We start from the raw sequence: 17,934 nt of genomic DNA on the forward strand, positions 1-17,934 counted from the left end.
GTGGCAGAGATAAAAGTACCAGAACTAGCCGAATCGATTACAGAAGGAACGATTGCCCAATGGTTAAAGAAACCAGGTGATTTTGTTAATAAAGGGGACTATGTAGTTGAGCTTGAAACGGATAAAGTGAATGTTGAGATCATTTCAGAGCATAGTGGAATCTTAAAAGAAGTAAGAGCAGGGGAAGGCGATACAGTTAATGTCGGTGAAACAATTGCCGTAGTTGACGAGAGTGGGGAAGCAGCTACTGAGTCAGTTCAACCGCAAGCTGAAGTTGAAAAATCTCCAGTTCCAGAGGAACCAAAACAGGCTGTCCAAATGGAAGAAACGGCTCAAGTAAGCAATGAGCAAAAAGGGCAGCGTCCGATCGCTTCACCAGCTGCAAGAAAAATGGCTCGTGAGAAAGGGATTGATCTTACACAAGTGCCTACAGCAGATCCACTTGGACGTGTTCGTGCACAGGATGTATCATCTTTTAACCCTCGTGAAGAAGTTCAGAAGCAAGTAAATTCAGCTCCAAAGCCATCGGCATCACCTGTTGTTCAGCCTGCTGGCAAAGAAGTTGAACGTATTCGTATGACCCGCCGTCGTCAAACAATTGCTAATCGACTAGTAGAAGTACAACAAACAGCAGCTATGCTGACAACATTCAATGAAGTAGATATGACAAATGTGATGAACTTGCGTAAACGCCGTAAAGATAAGTTTTTGGAAGAAAATGATGTGAAACTAGGATTCATGTCCTTCTTCACTAAAGCAGTTGTAGCTGCATTGAAAAGAAGTCCATTATTAAATGCAGAGATTCAAGGCGATGAACTTGTGCTTAAAAAATTCTATGATATTGGGATTGCCGTATCTGCTAATGAAGGACTAGTTGTACCAGTCGTACGCGATGCAGATCGCAAAAACTTTGCTGAAATTGAAAAGGATATTTTAGACCTTGCTGAAAAGGCAAGACATAATAAATTAGCCTTGCAAGATCTTCAGGGTGGAACATTTACGATTACAAATGGCGGCGTTTTTGGTTCCTTATTATCTACACCAATCTTAAATGGACCACAAGTCGGTATTTTAGGAATGCATTCCATTAAGCTTCGCCCAGTAGCAATTGATGCAGAGCGTATGGAGAATCGTCCTATGATGTATATTGCATTGAGCTATGACCACCGCATTGTTGATGGAAAAGAAGCAGTTACTTTCTTATCAAGGGTGAAAGAATTAATTGAAGATCCAGAATCACTATTATTCGAGGCTTAATAGAAAGAGAATGGCAGAAATAAAAGGAATAAAAAAGAGCGATTGGTATGAAAACCAATCGCTTTTTTTCGTGCATTCAACTGAATTATTACTATTTACTTCTTAAATGGTTTTAAACCGCGTTTTGTAATCTCCATTTTTAATATCCTAACCCATTCTTTCTCTGATCCAGACTTTAATGCATCACGATACGAGACGACCAATTGTTCATTACTCATAATCTTCATTCTGCATACCTCCTGAAATGGATTGAATATTCAAGCTTTCATTTATTTTAATCGTTTCTCTCCCTTTTGAAAACCCCAATTTTCAAAAAATACAAAAAGGGGACTTTCGAACCTTAAAAACACTATCCAAAAGTGGTTTACTCGATACGAATTTAAAAAAAGGGGGAAATAGGCAAATAGTAATTTGGAGTACTATTTTTTCAATTTTATATTACACTAATAATAAGGGAAAGTTTGTATAAAAAGGAGAAAGATCCAATGGAATTACAACTTGATCATATTGTTCACTTTATTCATCTGCACCCTAATGAAGCCGTAAATGTATGGAAAGAGCTTGGTTATCATGCCGTTATGGGTGGAAGCCATGAAAATTGGGGTACATTTAATAGTCTGCTTTATGTTGGAGATGCGTATATTGAATACCTAGCTATCGAAAACACACCTATCGCTTCTATTTCTGATAACCCTTTAATTTCACAATTAATGCAGGATCTACCGAATGGAGAGGGAATCAGTCAGATTTGTTTCAGAACTAGTGATATAAATAATGTGAAGAAACAACTAGAGGAAAGAGGATGTCAAACCTATTCCATTTTCAATGGCAGCAGAAAAAGACAGGATGGACAGATTATTAAGTGGAAGATGTTATTTATTAAGGATAACACAAGTTTACCCAATCCATTTTTCATCGAATGGGCGCAAACAAATGAAAGCCGAATGAAAGAGTTAGAGGCACTTAATTTCTTAGATAGAAGACTTGTCGAGCATAAGATTCAAACGATACAAATTGTTATAAATAATTGTGAAGAAACTGCAAATAAGTGGGCTGAGTTATTTAACTTTTCTATTATCGGCATTTCTACAGAAGCACAAACAGCTACAAAGAAGGCAAAAATTCAAGGCGCAGGAGTTGAAATCCTTTTCTGTCAGCCATTAAATGAGGAAAACCCTCTACATAATAAACTTAATCAAAGAGGAGAAAGGCCTTTTGAAATCCAATTCAAGCCAACACTTGATTGTGGTCCAATAACCATATTTGGGTCAGATTATAAATAATCAAGTAAAGAGATTGCATTACATAATTGTGATGCAATTTTTTATTTGAAAATGTAATATTAGAAAATATTGAATATTCAGCGATATATGTTAACATAAATTGTAAGCACTTTGTAAGTAATAGCGATTATTTAAAGTGAAATCATCATTTATGGGGGCGGTATTCAATGACAGAGCTATTAAATTTAACGGTTGGAAGGCTTTTGGAGGAGAAAGCAAATCTTCACCCAGACCACGAAGCAGTTGTTTATACCGAATTAGGGCTGCGGATGAACTACAGGCAATTCGATGATTATTGCCGAAAAGCAGCAAAAGGGTTAATGAAGCTCGGCCTTGAAAAAGGGGAGCATATTGCTGCATGGTCAACTAATACACCAGAATGGCTTACCACTCAGTTTGCAACAGGGAAAATGGGTGCTGTTCTTGTTACAGTTAACACAAATTACCGTACAACTGAACTAGAATATTTACTTAAGCAGTCGGATGCAACGACTATTATACTAATGGAGCAATATCGCGACGCCTCATACATAGATATGCTTTATGAAATCGCACCTGAATTAAAGACTAGTGAGCCGGGATGTCTTCAGAGTGATCGGCTTCCGTTCTTGAAAAATGTCATTGTACTTGGAGAGAAGCGATTTCCTGGTACTTTTAGCTGGGATGATCTATTAACATTAGGCGAGACCTTGGAAGATGATCAGCTTAATCAGAGGATGAATGAGCTTGATCCTGATGATGTTATTAATATGCAATACACATCAGGAACAACCGGCTTTCCAAAAGGGGTCATGCTGACACATACTAATGTTGTTAACAATGCATTTAATATTGCCAGCTGTATGCAATTGACAAGAAGAGATAGATTATGTATCCCTGTGCCGTTCTTTCATTGCTTCGGCTGTGTGATTGGTACACTTGCATGTGTTTCCGTTGGTGCAACAATGGTGCCAGTACAGGAATTTAGTACAAAAGGCGTGCTGAAGACAGTACAGGATGAGAAATGTACAGCTCTCCACGGGGTTCCAACGATGTTTATTGCTGAATTAAATGAACCTGATTTCAGCCAATATGATCTTTCAACACTCCGTACAGGTGTGATGGCAGGTTCAAACTGTCCTATTGAAGTCATGAAAGCAGTTATTGAAAAAATGGGTATGAATGAAATTACAATTTGCTATGGCCAAACAGAGGCATCGCCAGTAATTACACAGACAAGAACGGATGACCCGATTGAACTACGCGTCGAATCGGTCGGTAAAGCCTTGCCAAACGTTGAAGTAAAAATAGTTGAACCTGGGACAAGCCGTGAAGTTCCATATGGTGTTCAAGGAGAACTGTGTACAAGAGGCTATCAAGTCATGAAGGGCTATTATAAAAACCCAGAAGCCTCGAGAGAAGCAATTGATGAAGAGGGCTGGCTCCATACTGGGGATTTAGCTGTCATGGATGAGAATGGCTATTGCAGAATTACAGGGCGTTTGAAGGATATGATTATTCGTGGTGGGGAAAATATATACCCGCGTGAAATTGAGGAATTTCTATATTCTCATCCAAGTATTCTTGATGTCCAGGTCGTTGGAGTTCCAGATCCCGTATTTGGAGAAGAAGTTGTCGCATGGATTATTTTAAAAGAGGGCGAATCTGTCTCAAATGAAGAAATTCGTGCATTTTGTAATGGGAAAATCTCAAGGTATAAAATCCCCCGCTACTTTGAATTTACAGATGCCTACCCAATGACAGCTTCTGGAAAGATCCAAAAATTCCGATTGCGTGAACAAACAATAGAAATCATTGAAAAAGAAAAATTTGTACAATAGGGTTAGATATAATTTCCCTCCCCATGTTTGAAACGGGCTAAGCAGGTGGTAAAGAATGATTGCCATCTTCTTAGAAAAGAGGGTCATTCAATGGATTATTTCGCAAATAATCGTTTTTTTGAAATAGTTTATGGGGAAGAGACATTTGAATTCCTTGAATTTATTCGTATCGATTATATTTGTGAGGTTACTTATATAACATTAAAGAATGTCATTACAAGAGAGATATTTACCTTTGACGAGGGTGAAATTCAAGTCATTCGCAAGAAATTTCATCGACTTCCACAAAATACGGCAAAAAACAATAATAATCTTGCGGCTAAGGGCACCTATTCTTTATACTATTGAATATAAAGAAAGAAGGAGTTGCTTAGATGATTCATCAAAATTGGCATGAAAAAGAGACAATGAAGCAAGTCAAATGTATTCATACAGACGCAGCAAAATATATTGTAAATAGAGCTTTAACAGCTGGGAAAGTATATGATGTGAAAAATGAAACAGAGGAATTTTATTTTATCATTGATAACTCAGGAAAAGTCAGCGGTTTTTACAAAGACTATTTTCAGGATGCGTAAATAAAGAGGAGAACTGTCAGCTAGTATGCTGGCAGTTTTTCTATCTTAGGAGAAGAGGAGAAGTAGATATGCACTTATGGGAGGAATTATTTCTGCTTTCTGGGGATACTGTAGAGCTATTGCCTTTATTGGAGAATCACATCGATTTATTATGGAATGCCTCTGATCATCAAGAGATTTGGACTTATATGGCAACAAAAATCGATTCAAAGGAAATGCTGCAGTCTGAAATTAATAAGGCGATTGAGGGAAGGGAACTTGGCAGTCAATATCCGTTTGCTGTGTTACATAAAGGAAAAAACGAAATCGTTGGCAGTACCCGGTTTCTAGACATTTCTACAGCTAACAAAAGTGCAGAAATTGGATTTACCTGGTATCATCCTTCCGTATGGCGAACGAATGTGAATACGCAATGTAAATATTTAATGCTTACCCATGCCTTTGAAAATTGGAAACTAAATCGGGTATTTTTCAAAACAGATTTGCGAAATATACGCTCTCAAGAAGCAATTGCACGTCTAGGTGCTGTGAAAGAAGGGGTACTGCGACAGGACAGGATGATCTCTGATGGCCATATTCGTGACACTGTCTATTTCAGCATATTGAAAGAAGAATGGCCAAATGTGAAAAAACATCTACTTCAAAAAATGATCAATTAAGATAACAGAAAAGGGATCTAACATTTAGTTAGACCCCTTTTAATAAGAGTAATTAACGATTAGTATGTGTATTATTTGGGAAAATTCGGCGTACTGTTTCGGAAAACTCCTCAAAGAATCCTTCAATAGGTTCGCCATTACGAATATCATTTGAATAAGACGTCATGCGGTCGTAAAAATCTGGATTTGCTGATATATAGACATCATCTATATTTTGATCAACCGCTTTTACCTGGTCTGCAATCTTCTTTTCCACTACCTTGGTTAATTCAACCCCATCATTGAGTTGTGCTGCTACATAGGCATTATCATTTGTCACAATGACATTAACATCATCGACTTCAGGTATGGCAACAATCTTCTCTGCAACCCGATCAGCTACTCTCATTCCTTGTGCGTCATTTCTATTATTATCCACGTTATTTCTAACACGAAGCAATGGCTCGCGATCGTTTAAATTATTTGTTTCATTTAGGCGATCCGTATAATTGACACGAAGAGGATCTGTTACATCACGGTTTCTCAGAGCCGTGTCATCCATCCCTTTATTATTAGCCCCACATGCAGATAGCACTACAGCTGATAAAGCAACAGCTAATATCATTTTTGCCTTCAAAAGAAATTCACTCCTTTATTCGTATTCTTAATTATTTTTCCACCTTCCATTTGAGATATGCCTGATTTATTTTTCTAAAGGATGCGATTTTTTCCTTATGAATGATAATATAACAATAGGATAAATATCGGAAAGCGGGGAAGAATATGGCGTATTTTTCTATTGGAATTGGTGGAATAATTGGAAGCCTACTTAGGTATTTCGTTTCTTTATGGTCGGGTAACCTTTTAGGAAATTCCTTTCCTTTTGGAACACTAATTGCCAATATTGCTGGAGCGTTTCTACTTGGAATTTTCACCAGAAAAGTAGCCGAATCAAATAGAGCTAACCCTAACTATGTACTAGCCATTGGCACGGGGGCGATTGGATCTTTTACAACATTATCTACTTTAAGCACTGAGACTGTTTTGCTAATGGAAAAAAGCGAATGGCTGTTAGCATTCATTTACATTATCTTAAGTTTAATTGGTGGTCTGGGAGCAGCCTGGATAGGTTATCGGCAGAGAGGCTTGAAAGGGATGGGCGTGAAATAATGTGGTTAAATATGCTATTTGTTGCGATTGGCGGATTTTTTGGTGCCAATTGCCGTTACATAATGTCTCAATTTTTTAAAAAGAGAATTCCTAGTAAATGGGCATTAAGAACCTTGGTAGTGAATTTATTAGGCTCATTTTTATTAGGATTTTTAATTGGGGTAAACGGTGAGGAAAGAATAACTTTATTGCTGGGAACAGGATTTATGGGTGCTTTTACAACTTATTCCACCTTTAATCTAGAGACGATCCAACTTTTTCAAACCAAAGAAAAAGGCTCAGCCATTGTCTATTTAATTTTGACTTACTTCGGCGGAATTATGCTTGCATTCCTTGGTCTGCTTATAGGGAAGATATAAAAAGAGTATAGCCAGTGGCTATACTCTTTTTAAGACATTTGCTTCAATTGATTAACTTGGCTTTACTTCGCTGACTGGCTTTTCAGTTTGATAAAGTTTTCTACCAAGCATCGTTTGTAATGTTAAGAAGATACCGCCGATTGTCCAATAAAGTGGCAAGGCGGCTGGTGCATTTAATGAAATCATGACAATCATAATGGGTGAAAGCAAACCCATAAACTTCATTTGCTTCTGTGTTTGAGCAGGCATATTCGACTGTGAAACCTTGAATTGAAGATAGTAGACAATTCCTGCAATAGCAGTGATCCACATATCTGAATGGCCAAGATTAAACCATAAGAATGAATGGGAAGCAATTTCCTCTGATCCTCTAATTGCATAGTAGAAGCCCATTAATATTGGCATTTGAATAAGAACAGGTAAGCATCCCATATTTAGCGGGTTGACATTATGTGTCTTATAAAGTGCAAACATTTCTTGCTGAAGGATTTGCTGTTCCTTTTGATTCTTTGTTGCTTTTAATTTCTTCTGGATGATATCCATTTCTGGTTTAAGAATATCCATTTTCTCTTTCATTATTTGCTGCTTTTTATATTGTTTCAGCATCAACGGCATCAATAATAGTCTAATAGCAAGTGTGATGATAATGATCGCAATACCATAATTATCATTGAAAATAGTGGCAACCCCGTGAATTAAATTAGCAAAAGGCTCAACTAGATAAGTGTGAAAAAATCCATCGTTCGCTTGCCCATTTTGTCCCTGGCAAGCTGCTAGAAGTAAAGAAGCTAGTGAGAGCATCAGGATTAAGTAAAAATTTTTCTTATTTTTCATTTTCGTAACTCCTCCTATTGTTCATGTCTTTATATGTCAATAGACAGGAGTTAAGTCTTCTGGGTCGTCACCCGTAGTACCTTCTTTATTCTTTATACATTTTGTAATCCAAATCAATAATGGATTTCTATATTTAAAATAGATTAACTGCAGATGTGGATGATTTATAGACGTATCCAAATCGCGCTCATTATTTATTGAATCAATAAAATGATATTCAATATTCCAAACCCAAATATACTTAACCATCATTCCAAGCAGAAAGCTAACGTATATCGAATATTCTGCAGGAATATTTGAAATATCAATGAAAAATTCAATCAACTACTTCACCCCAATTTTAAGGCCAATGATTAAATTATAATTTAAAATTTGATTTTGGGCAATTATGAATAATATCCAATGAGTTTTAGACAGAAGTTTTTTGTTGAACACTCCATGGGAGAGAGATAGAATAATGATGAGGACTGAATAATTTTTGAACGGTGGGGTATTTTGTTATTACCTAAACGTAAAACGCTCTTTTCAATTGCAAAAATAATCGTTCCAATTAGCATATTGGTATTACTCAGTTATGAAGCAAGGGAAATATTAAAAGATTTTGATTGGGAAATACTTTCACATTTTTGGGACAGACTTTCTTTAAGTAAACTCATTTTTATTTTTATCCTTGGATTGGTGTCTCTAATACCAATGTTTTTTTATGATGTGATCTTAATGCAAATATTTCATATTCGCATTCCCAAAAGAAAAAGTTTTTTTTATTCTTTATCTGCAAATGCCTTCTCTAATCTTGTTGGATTTGGAGGGGTTGCAGGAGCAACCTTAAGATCCTATTTTTATAGAAAATATATACAAACTAATGTACCGTATATCCAAATTATCGCAAAAATGTCGTTATTTTATTTAACCGGACTATCTATATTATCATGGCTTATCGCATTTTCTGATATGCATATTTATTCTGAAGTAAAGCTCATTAAGTTTGCGGTTTGGGGTGTGGCTGCCTATTCACCAATCCTATTGATAATATTCTTTCTCAAGAAATCCTTTTGGAATTTGGGTGATTTAAAAAGGGGCTATATTAGCGAATTAATGGCAGTTTCTTTATTTGAGTGGATTTTTGTTGTTATATGTATATGGGGAATTGCGAATATATTAGGTGTTTCCGTATCATTATTGATTATCTTTCCAATTGTAATAATCTCAGCTTGTGCAGGAATTATTAGCATGATTCCAGGTGGTATCGGGTCTTTTGATCTTGTTTTCCTCATTGGAATGGAAACGAAAGGGGTCCCAGCAGAAATTAGCCTCTTAATACTGATGCTGTATCGTTTAAGCTATTATATTCTTCCTGCTTTACTGGGTACGCCCTTCGTTATCCAGCATCTATATTTCAAAAGAAAACAGTGAGGGATGGGGACTGTAATTAAGCAGTCCTTTTCTTTTATCACAGATTAACGTGTTAAAAAATCCCTCACTGTTAAATTCACTTTATATAGATTCTTCTTTTACAATGGGCTTTATAGGAAGCAGAAGCTTGGCTGTTACAAGCCTGCTTCTAACGAGGACACCAATCCACGAAGCAAGAGCTGCTTTGATCAAACCAACGATGATAAAAGGTGTGAACCCGCCAGCAAAAGCAGCTGTCCAGGAAAGATCTGCTGATATTTTTAACCAAGTGGTTCCAAAAGCTAATATAATAAACATCCCTATCGTATTCGCTATCATTGCATTCTTAAAAGTAAAACTTGTTTTCTCCATATAATAGCCCATGATAAAGGTGCCTGGTATAAATCCGACTAGAAATCCGCCAGTAGGTCCAATAAGTTTAGAAATTCCACCAGAGAATTCTGCAAATACAGGGACACCTGAAGCACCGATGACTAAATATAATAGAACAGAAATTGTCCCATATCGTGCACCAAGAATAGTTGCTGCTAATCCAATTGCCAGTGTTTGCCCAGTTATAGGCACAAGCGGGAGCGGAATGATTAATTGTGCTAAGACACAAATAATCGCGGCAAATAGAGCCGTTACAATCATGGATCTTAATTTTAATTGTTCAGTAGTCATTTCATTTCTCCTTCTCGTTTATATGTTAACTTATTTATATTTTAGTTAACAATATAAATTTAATATTTACTGAATTCTTTGTCAAGAATATATTAAAAAATTGATGTTACTGCTGATTGGGTAATCAAATACAATTCAGGGTAAAATAGCATAAGTGTTTGATTGCTCAAACGTTTTAGGAGGTTAATGAATGAGTTCGCATTTTGCTGATGATAGTCTTACATTACATACTGATTTATATCAAATAAATATGGCAGAAACCTATTGGGAGGATCGTATTCATAATAGAAAAGCTATTTTTGAATTATATTTCCGAAAAATCCCGTTTGGAAATGGATATGGTATATTTGCTGGGTTAGAAAGAGTCATTCAATTTATCGAACAATTTCGTTTCTCAGCAAGTGATATTGCCTATTTGAGAGATGAATTGAACTATAAGGAGGACTTTCTTGATTATTTATCGACACTGACTTTTACAGGTTCCATCCGTTCATTAGAAGAAGGCGAGCTAGTTTTCGGGAACGAGCCAATTATGAGGATAGAAGCACCACTTGCACAAGCACAATTAATTGAGACGGCATTATTAAATATCATTAATTACCAGACATTGATCGCAACGAAAGCGGCTCGAATTAAAGAAGTTGTTGGTGAAGAAACAGCGATGGAGTTTGGCACAAGAAGAGCGCACGAAATGGACGCAGCTATATGGGGGGCAAGAGCAGCCTATATTGGCGGTTTTCAATCGACTTCAAATACAAGGGCAGGGAAAAAGTTTGGCATGCCTGTCTCCGGAACACATGCCCATGCACTCGTACAAGCATATAAAGATGAGTACACTGCATTTCATAAATATGCACGAAGACATCGAAATTGTGTTTTTCTAGTTGATACTTATGATACATTAAAGTCAGGGATACCAAATGCAATCAGAGTAGCAAAGGAACTTGGTGACCAAATTAACTTTATTGGCATTCGACTGGATAGCGGGGATCTCGCTTATCTTTCAAAAGAGGCAAGAAAAATGCTTGATGAAGCAGGGTTCCATGATGTAAAAATAATTGCATCAAACGATTTAGATGAATATACAATTTTGCACTTAAAGGGGCAGGGTGCCAAAATTGATGTCTGGGGAGTAGGGACAAAGTTAATTACTGCTTATGAACAAGCTGCACTAGGAGCAGTTTACAAGCTCGTATCCATTGAAGATGAAGCAGGTAAAATGGCAGACACGATAAAAATTAGCGGGAACCCTGAAAAAGTAACAACACCCGGCTTAAAAAGGGTTTATCGTATTATTAATAAAAAATTCAACAAATCTGAAGGGGATTATATTGCTTTGGAATTTGAGAATCCCCAAGAGGAAGAACGTCTGAAAATGTTTCATCCTATTCATACGTACATAAAGAAATACATCTCAGATTTTGAAGCTAGGGAGCTGCATAAAGATATTTTTCTGGATGGAAAACGAGTCTATTCACTGCCAAGCCTTCCTGATATTCAACTTTTTGCTAAAGAGAATTTGTCATTACTTTGGGATGAGTATCGACGATCCTTGCATCCAGAAGAGTATCCTGTCGACTTAAGTCAAAAATGCTGGGATAATAAAATGGAGCTTATTAACAGTATTAAAGAAAAATTAAAAAAAACTTAAAAGAGAAACACGGGGAGGCAGAGGGATGTCTTTGCAGAATGAAATAATGAAAAAGCTGAATGTCAAAGCAGTTATTGAACCAAAAACTGAAATTAGACAACGAATTAACTTTTTAAAAGAATACTTGATTCAAACAAAAGCAAAAGGATATGTACTTGGGATAAGTGGGGGACAAGACTCTACTCTTGCCGGCCGGTTAGCACAGCTCGCAGTTGAAGAGCTAAGAAATGAAGGCCATGAAGAGGCATTATTTGTAACCGTTCGTCTCCCATACGGAACGCAAGCAGACGAAGAAGATGCAAAGCTTGCGTTATCCTTTATTAAGGCAGACCATGAGTATGTATTTAATATTAAAGCAGCTGTTGATGAAGTAGAAAAAGAATATAACGCAATTGTTCAAACTAAACCTTTAAGTGATTATCAAAAGGGGAATGTAAAAGCTAGAATGAGAATGATTGCTCAATACGCTTTTGGCGGGGAAAAGGGGCTTCTAGTTATCGGCACTGATCATGCGGCAGAAGCAATAACTGGCTTTTATACGAAATATGGCGATGGGGGAGCAGATATCACCCCATTAACAGGATTAACGAAAAGACAAGGGAAAGCATTGCTTCAAGAATTAAGCGCGGATGAAAGATTATATTTAAAAGTACCTACGGCCGACCTTCTAGACGAGAAGCCTGGACAAGCGGACGAAACAGAACTCGGCATTACCTATGATGAACTTGATGATTATCTCGAAGGCAAAGAAGTGAAAAAGGAAGTGGCAGAGAAAATCGAAAAACGCTACCTGCTGACCGAACATAAAAGACAAATTCCAGCTTCAATGTTTGATTCATGGTGGAAATAAAAAGGACAGTTTCACTACCTTGCCACTTGATTTTGTCTCGTGGAATGATTCAATGAGACAGTTTTCTTGCCTATCCACCTAAGTTTGTCCCATAGACTGATTCTATGGGACAATTTTCTTGCCTATCTACCTAAAGTTGTCTCGTAGAATGATTCAATAAGACCGTTTTCTTTTCCTGCACCTAAGTTTGTCCCATAGACCAAAACATACTCCAACTTTCAAATCACATAATGAAACTCTGCAAGTTCATCAAATGCATTTTCTCAGTTTTTATATCCAGTACGTTATCGTGTCCATTATTCCAATTAGCAGCAGAATCACTCCCGCAGCCGTCTGAATATATTGGCCGAGTTTCCTGCTCTTTCTTATCAGAGTCCCATCTACTCCCAATATATAAACAACCATCAAAAAAATGATTAGTGGAATAGATGTGCCGATAGCAAAGATAGGAGGGAGAATTGCTCCATAGGAAGCGTTCAAAACTAGCGGCATAAGTCCAAAAAAGAATAAGGAAAACATGGTTGGGCAAAATGCAATTGAAAATGCAACTCCCATTAAAAAGGAACCCGCTTTTCCTTTTCCTTTAAATGAGGGCAGCTTCGCACTCAACTTCGTCACCCACTTTAATTTAATTAACCCAATTAGTACAAGACCCATTACAACAAACAAAGGTCCCATGAGCTTTCGGAAAATCGAAAAGTAGCTGGGCAGCATCATCTGAAGTTCTTTCCCAAGTAGCCATACGAAAAACCCGAGTACTGTAAATACGGTTATTTTCCCTAGAATAAAAAAAATCGCCTCTGCCCATTGACTTTTAGACTGAAGACTTTTATTTCCGTAAAAGGTGATTGCGCCAATATTTCCGGTGAGCTGACAAGGAGCAAGGGCACCGATTATACCGAGGATAAAAGCACCAAGTAGCGGAATCTCTTTGCTTTCATTAACCATTGATAAAAAGGGACTGCTTAATAATTGAGAAAGTTCATTCAGTAGTTGATACATGATCATTCCTCCGATTAGATGCAAGTTCTTATATTAAGAATAACAAATAACTGCTTATAAACGATTGGCATTTTTAACAGATTCATAAACTTTTCCATCAGAAAAAAACTGCTCCTATTCAGAAACAGTTTCGATATTCTCTATTTTCTTATGAACTTCTTGATAAAACTCAGCTGCATCATCCACATTTAAAAGAATACGATTGGCTTTTCGTACAATACCATACATCAAATGTGCATCCTGTGGCTGTTTAAGCGTTATTTCAAATTGTGGCTTTTCCTGAAAAAAATCTAACACTCTTGCATCAAAAGTAGTTTTCAGCTCGCTTTTACTTAATTTCTCAGGTCTATCATTATACTGTATTTGAAAGGGAAGAAAAATAAAAAATGCAGCGTAGACAAAGGGTCAAACTGCATTTTTTATTCATTATTCATCATTTGAAAGCAATTGAAGAGCCCATTCCGCTTTTTCATCACTAGGTGGATCGATATCTTTTAAAGGGTACTCCAGTCCGAGCGCTTCCCATTTATATACGCCAAGCTTATGGTAGGGGAGGACTTCAACTTTTTCCACATTAGTCAAAGAACGAATAAACTCACCAAGTTTTCGTAAATCCTGTTCATCGTCTGATATTGTTGGGACTAGAACATGGCGAATCCAAACAGGTACTTCATGATCTGATAAATAACGAGCAAAAGTTAGAATATGTTCATTTGTTAAGCCAGTCAGCTTTTTGTGTTTTTCCTTGTCAATGTGTTTTAGGTCAAGCAACACAAGGTCTGTATAAAGCAATAATTCTTTTAATTGTGCTTGAAATAAAGGTGCATTCGAATAACAGCCACCTGAAGAATCGATGGCAGTATGAATACCTAATTTCTTACATTCTTTAAACAACTCAATTAAGAAGGGGATTTGCAGTAACGGCTCGCCTCCGCTAACGGTGATTCCACCTCCAGATGCTTCAATGAAAGGGAGATAGGAGGAAATATCGGTCATGATTTCAGAAACAGACATTTGCTTGCCTGTGCCAATCTCCCAAGTATCGGCATTATGGCAAAATTGGCAGCGAAGCAGACAGCCTTGTGTGAATATAACATATCGAATACCAGGTCCATCAACCGTTCCAAATGTTTCAATTGAATGTATGTTTCCGTTCATGATGATCTTCCTTTCGTTCTAGAGGTTAGAGAGGAGAGTGCAAGAAATTGAAAAGTAAGCCGATTTCTTTTACACTCTCGCTTTATTATTGTCTAGCGCAAGCGTCCTATCGCCTATCAAACTTCAGGTCTCCTCCGCAACGATTGCGTCAACATCGGTTTGCTCACTAAAAACCGTGTTTCCTATATCTTAGTCAGGGCCCTACCAGTTTGTATGGCGATGACCAAGGCGATTCAGCTTTTCTTATTACATCGTTTCATGGAATGTACGATTGATTACATCTAGCTGCTGTTCTTTCGTCAGTTTAATAAAGTTTACCGCATATCCAGACACCCTGATTGTTAATTGCGGGTATAATTCCGGATGCTCCATTGCATCGATTAATGTTTCTCGATTAAAGACGTTTACATTTAGGTGATGACCAGATTTAATTGTATAGCCATCAAGAATGGATACAAGATTACGAATACGACTCTCATCATCTTTTCCTAGCGCTTTAGGAACGATTGAAAATGTATTTGATACACCGTCCATAGCGTATTGATAAGGAAGCTTCGCCACGGAAGAAAGGGAAGCTAGGGTACCTTTTGTATCACGTCCATGCATTGGATTTGCCCCTGGTGCAAATGGTTCACCCGCACGACGTCCATCAGGTGTATTTCCTGTTTTCTTTCCGTACACAACATTAGATGTAATAGTTAGAATGGATAATGTATGCACAGAATTACGATAGGTTTCATGCTTTTTCAGCTTTTTCATAAAGCGTTTAAGAATATCCACTGCAATTTCGTCTACTCGATCATCATTATTACCGTATTTCGGGTAATCTCCTTCTGTAACAAAATCGACAGCTAAGCCATTTTCATCACGGAGTATTTTCACTTGTCCATACTTGATCGCACTCAATGAATCAGCGACAACACTTAACCCTGCAATTCCTGTCGCCATGGTCCGAATGATTTCTGAATCATGAAGGGCCATTTCAATTCGTTCATAGCTGTATTTGTCATGCATAAAGTGAATAATATTTAACGTATTAATATATAAATCTGCAAGCCACTCCATCATATGGTCAAATTTGCTCATTACTTCTTCGTAATTAAGCACTTCGCCTGCAATTGGTGCATATTCAGGACCAACCTGGATGTTTAACTTTTCATCCTTACCGCCATTAATTGCATAGAGAAGAGCTTTTGCTAAATTAGCACGGGCACCAAAGAATTGCATTTGCTTGCCGATTTCCATTGCTGATACGCAACAGGCAATTCCATAATCATCTCCATATTCAGGAAGCATGATATCGTCATTTTCATATTGAATAGAGCTTGTTTCAATAGACATTTTTGCACAGTACTTCTTAAAATTTTCAGGCAGCTTTGATGACCAGAGTACAGTCAGGTTTGGCTCAGGAGCTGGTCCTAAATTATTTAATGTATGAAGGAATCGGAAAGAGTTTTTCGTTACAAGCGGACGTCCATCTAGAGCCATCCCGCCAATAGATTCTGTCACCCATGTCGGATCCCCACTGAATAATTCATTGTAGTCAGGTGTTCTTGCAAACTTTACAAGGCGAAGCTTCATGACAAAATGGTCGACAAGTTCCTGTACTTCTTGCTCAGTTAATACACCGTCTGTGAGATCTCTTTCAATATAAATATCAAGAAAAGTGGACACACGTCCAAGACTCATCGCTGCCCCGTTTTGCTCCTTAATTGCTGCTAAATAGGCAAAGTACAGCCACTGGAATGCTTCAACTGTATTGTTAGCTGGTTTAGAAATATCAAAGCCATAAATGTTTGCTAGCTGTTTTAACTCATTGAGTGCACGAATCTGCTCAGAGATTTCTTCACGAAGGCGAATATTTGCTTCATTCATAACCTTGCTAGTTTCTTTCAAGTCTTTCTGTTTCGCTTCAATTAGTGCATCGACACCATATAGAGCAACTCTACGGTAATCACCAATAATTCTTCCACGTCCATACGCGTCTGGAAGCCCTGTAATGATTCCAGCTTTACGAGCTAGTCTCATTTCATCTGTATAAGCATCAAATACACCTTGATTATGCGTTTTTCTAAAATCGGTAAAAATTTTCTCCATTTCCTTGCTGGCTTCATATCCATAGGACTCACAAGCAGCAACCGCCATTTTTACACCACCAAAGGGCTGAAGAGAGCGTTTAAATGGTTTTTCAGTCTGAAAGCCGACAATTTTCTCTTTTTGTTTATTTAAATAACCAGGTCCATGAGAAGTAATCGTTGAGACGATTTCAGTATCCATATCAAGGACTCCGCCATTTTCCCGTTCTTGTTTTGTTAGCTCCATTACTTGAGACCAGAGGGAGATAGTTGTATCAGTAGGCCCTTCAAGAAAATTATCATTTCCTTCATACGGCGTAAAATTCTTCATAATAAAATCGCGGACATTTATTTCTTTTTCCCAATTCCCCGTTTTAAAGCCATTCCATTGTTCCATGCTGATCCACCTCATTAAATATTTTATAGTACAGGTGAGACAATGTTGCTATGAATTAAGTATAACAGAATATTTGTGATTAGATTCACAAACTTTTCGAATGAATTGTGAACATTGATAAATTAGGATTAGAATTATTATTTTCGAGTACATATTTGATAAACTGTACTATAACGATTGGAATAATTTTACGATCTGTTATATACAAAAAAACACCGGAAAAATCCGGTGCTTTTTATATTTAGCACTAATCTACAACAATATATGCAATCATCGGTCCATTTTCATTCTTATCATGATGGGTGTGGCAAATTAATCGGTAGACACCTTCTTTTTTAAATTGAAGAGGCACAATGGTTTCTTCTCCCTTTTTAACTACACCATTAATGTCTGTTCCCTCTATCGAAAAAGGATGCTCGGTACCATTGACACCTGAAATCATCAGTTTCACTTTTTCGCCTTTCGCAACAAAAATAGTGCCAGGATCCCATCGATACGATTCAATTTCTTTTCCATCTGACAGAGTTGCTTTAAATTCTCCTGTAACCATATGAATCTCTCGAATTTCTCCCGAATTATCTTGGACAAAGACAGATTCAGCTTTTGTGTTTGATAGTAGCCAAATAGACGCAGAAGCAATAACTGTAATTAAAACAAGGAACATAATAATAGATCTTTTTTTCAATACAAAAAATGGCATCTCAATTCTCCCCCTAATAATGTTTGTCCATTATTATAGATATGCAGTTAGGGTAGGAGAACTTGTCTATTTTATCTTACTTATTC

General features: G+C 37.1%; 20 protein-coding genes. 11 read left to right on the plus strand and 9 right to left on the minus strand.

Annotated elements, in window-relative coordinates:
* Positions 1–1,257: a 2-oxoglutarate dehydrogenase complex dihydrolipoyllysine-residue succinyltransferase gene (gene odhB, locus ACFYKT_RS00275; RefSeq protein WP_389213757.1), complete on the plus strand. Its 1,257-nt coding sequence runs from the start codon at positions 1–3 to the stop codon at positions 1,255–1,257.
* Positions 1,258–1,352: 95 nt separating this feature from the next.
* Here the strand turns inward: odhB and sda are convergent, their stop codons facing one another.
* The gene (gene sda, locus ACFYKT_RS00280) at positions 1,353–1,484 is read right to left on the minus strand and encodes a sporulation histidine kinase inhibitor Sda (protein WP_389213760.1); all 132 of its coding nucleotides are present in this window, start codon (positions 1,482–1,484) and stop codon (positions 1,353–1,355) included.
* Between the two features lie 258 nt (positions 1,485–1,742).
* Here sda and ACFYKT_RS00285 point away from each other — a divergent pair, with 258 nt between their 5' ends.
* From ACFYKT_RS00285 to ACFYKT_RS00305, 5 genes are all read left to right on the plus strand, one after another.
* The gene (locus ACFYKT_RS00285) at positions 1,743–2,540 is read left to right on the plus strand and encodes a VOC family protein (protein ID WP_389213762.1); all 798 of its coding nucleotides are present in this window, start codon (positions 1,743–1,745) and stop codon (positions 2,538–2,540) included.
* A gap of 167 nt (positions 2,541–2,707) precedes the next feature.
* Positions 2,708–4,360, plus strand: a complete 1,653-nt coding sequence (locus tag ACFYKT_RS00290) for an AMP-binding protein (protein WP_389213764.1) — start codon at positions 2,708–2,710, stop codon at positions 4,358–4,360.
* 90 nt (positions 4,361–4,450) lie between these two features.
* Positions 4,451–4,708, plus strand: a complete 258-nt coding sequence (locus ACFYKT_RS00295; protein WP_389213767.1) for a hypothetical protein — start codon at positions 4,451–4,453, stop codon at positions 4,706–4,708.
* Positions 4,709–4,734: 26 nt separating this feature from the next.
* Entirely contained in the window at positions 4,735–4,938 is a 204-nt protein-coding gene (locus tag ACFYKT_RS00300) for a DUF6501 family protein (protein ID WP_389213769.1), read from the plus strand.
* Between the two features lie 68 nt (positions 4,939–5,006).
* A complete protein-coding gene (locus tag ACFYKT_RS00305) occupies positions 5,007–5,597 on the plus strand; it encodes a GNAT family N-acetyltransferase (protein ID WP_389213772.1) in 591 nt (196 codons plus the stop codon).
* Between the two features lie 52 nt (positions 5,598–5,649).
* Here ACFYKT_RS00305 and ACFYKT_RS00310 read toward each other — a convergent pair whose 3' ends face one another.
* Complete coding sequence (locus tag ACFYKT_RS00310) at positions 5,650–6,213, minus strand: YhcN/YlaJ family sporulation lipoprotein (RefSeq protein ID WP_389213775.1); 564 nt, start codon at positions 6,211–6,213, stop codon at positions 5,650–5,652.
* Between the two features lie 146 nt (positions 6,214–6,359).
* On the opposite strand from ACFYKT_RS00310, the gene crcB (ACFYKT_RS00315) reads away from it, so the two are divergent.
* Complete coding sequence (gene crcB / locus ACFYKT_RS00315) at positions 6,360–6,746, plus strand: fluoride efflux transporter CrcB (protein ID WP_389213778.1); 387 nt, start codon at positions 6,360–6,362, stop codon at positions 6,744–6,746.
* Positions 6,746–7,105, plus strand: coding sequence for a fluoride efflux transporter CrcB (crcB, locus tag ACFYKT_RS00320; RefSeq protein WP_389213781.1), 360 nt, complete (start codon positions 6,746–6,748; stop codon positions 7,103–7,105). The genes crcB (ACFYKT_RS00315) and crcB (ACFYKT_RS00320) overlap by 1 nt, the downstream gene beginning before the upstream one ends.
* Positions 7,106–7,156: 51 nt before the next feature.
* On the opposite strand, the gene yidC is transcribed toward crcB (ACFYKT_RS00320), so the two are convergent.
* Both yidC and ACFYKT_RS00330 read right to left on the minus strand, forming a co-directional pair.
* A complete protein-coding gene (gene yidC, locus ACFYKT_RS00325) occupies positions 7,157–7,939 on the minus strand; it encodes a membrane protein insertase YidC (RefSeq protein ID WP_389213783.1) in 783 nt (260 codons plus the stop codon).
* A gap of 36 nt (positions 7,940–7,975) precedes the next feature.
* Complete coding sequence (locus tag ACFYKT_RS00330) at positions 7,976–8,263, minus strand: hypothetical protein (protein WP_389213786.1); 288 nt, start codon at positions 8,261–8,263, stop codon at positions 7,976–7,978.
* A 171-nt stretch (positions 8,264–8,434) separates the two neighbouring features.
* Between ACFYKT_RS00330 and ACFYKT_RS00335 the strand changes: the two genes are divergently transcribed.
* On the plus strand, positions 8,435–9,352 hold the full coding sequence (locus ACFYKT_RS00335; RefSeq protein WP_389213789.1) for a lysylphosphatidylglycerol synthase domain-containing protein: 918 nt from the start codon (positions 8,435–8,437) through the stop codon (positions 9,350–9,352).
* A gap of 81 nt (positions 9,353–9,433) precedes the next feature.
* Here ACFYKT_RS00335 and ACFYKT_RS00340 read toward each other — a convergent pair whose 3' ends face one another.
* A complete protein-coding gene (locus ACFYKT_RS00340; RefSeq protein WP_389213792.1) occupies positions 9,434–10,015 on the minus strand; it encodes a biotin transporter BioY in 582 nt (193 codons plus the stop codon).
* 190 nt (positions 10,016–10,205) lie between these two features.
* On the opposite strand from ACFYKT_RS00340, the gene ACFYKT_RS00345 reads away from it, so the two are divergent.
* Together ACFYKT_RS00345 and nadE are read left to right on the plus strand one after the other, a co-directional pair.
* Positions 10,206–11,666: a nicotinate phosphoribosyltransferase gene (locus tag ACFYKT_RS00345; protein WP_389213795.1), complete on the plus strand. Its 1,461-nt coding sequence runs from the start codon at positions 10,206–10,208 to the stop codon at positions 11,664–11,666.
* A gap of 25 nt (positions 11,667–11,691) precedes the next feature.
* Entirely contained in the window at positions 11,692–12,516 is an 825-nt protein-coding gene (nadE, locus tag ACFYKT_RS00350; protein WP_389213798.1) for an ammonia-dependent NAD(+) synthetase, read from the plus strand.
* 270 nt (positions 12,517–12,786) lie between these two features.
* Here nadE and ACFYKT_RS00355 read toward each other — a convergent pair whose 3' ends face one another.
* From ACFYKT_RS00355 to ACFYKT_RS00370, 4 genes are all read right to left on the minus strand, one after another.
* Positions 12,787–13,518, minus strand: a complete 732-nt coding sequence (locus ACFYKT_RS00355) for an urease accessory protein UreH domain-containing protein (RefSeq protein WP_389213801.1) — start codon at positions 13,516–13,518, stop codon at positions 12,787–12,789.
* A gap of 426 nt (positions 13,519–13,944) precedes the next feature.
* On the minus strand, positions 13,945–14,676 hold the full coding sequence (gene pflA, locus ACFYKT_RS00360; protein WP_389213804.1) for a pyruvate formate-lyase-activating protein: 732 nt from the start codon (positions 14,674–14,676) through the stop codon (positions 13,945–13,947).
* A gap of 246 nt (positions 14,677–14,922) precedes the next feature.
* The gene (gene pflB / locus ACFYKT_RS00365; RefSeq protein WP_389213807.1) at positions 14,923–17,148 is read right to left on the minus strand and encodes a formate C-acetyltransferase; all 2,226 of its coding nucleotides are present in this window, start codon (positions 17,146–17,148) and stop codon (positions 14,923–14,925) included.
* 247 nt (positions 17,149–17,395) lie between these two features.
* On the minus strand, positions 17,396–17,848 hold the full coding sequence (locus ACFYKT_RS00370; RefSeq protein WP_389213809.1) for a cupredoxin domain-containing protein: 453 nt from the start codon (positions 17,846–17,848) through the stop codon (positions 17,396–17,398).
* Between the last annotated feature and the right edge of the window lie 86 nt (positions 17,849–17,934).

Origin of the sequence: Cytobacillus mangrovibacter, assembly GCF_042865275.1 — a bacterium.
Classification (GTDB): Bacteria; Bacillota; Bacilli; order Bacillales; family Cytobacillaceae; genus Cytobacillus; species Cytobacillus mangrovibacter.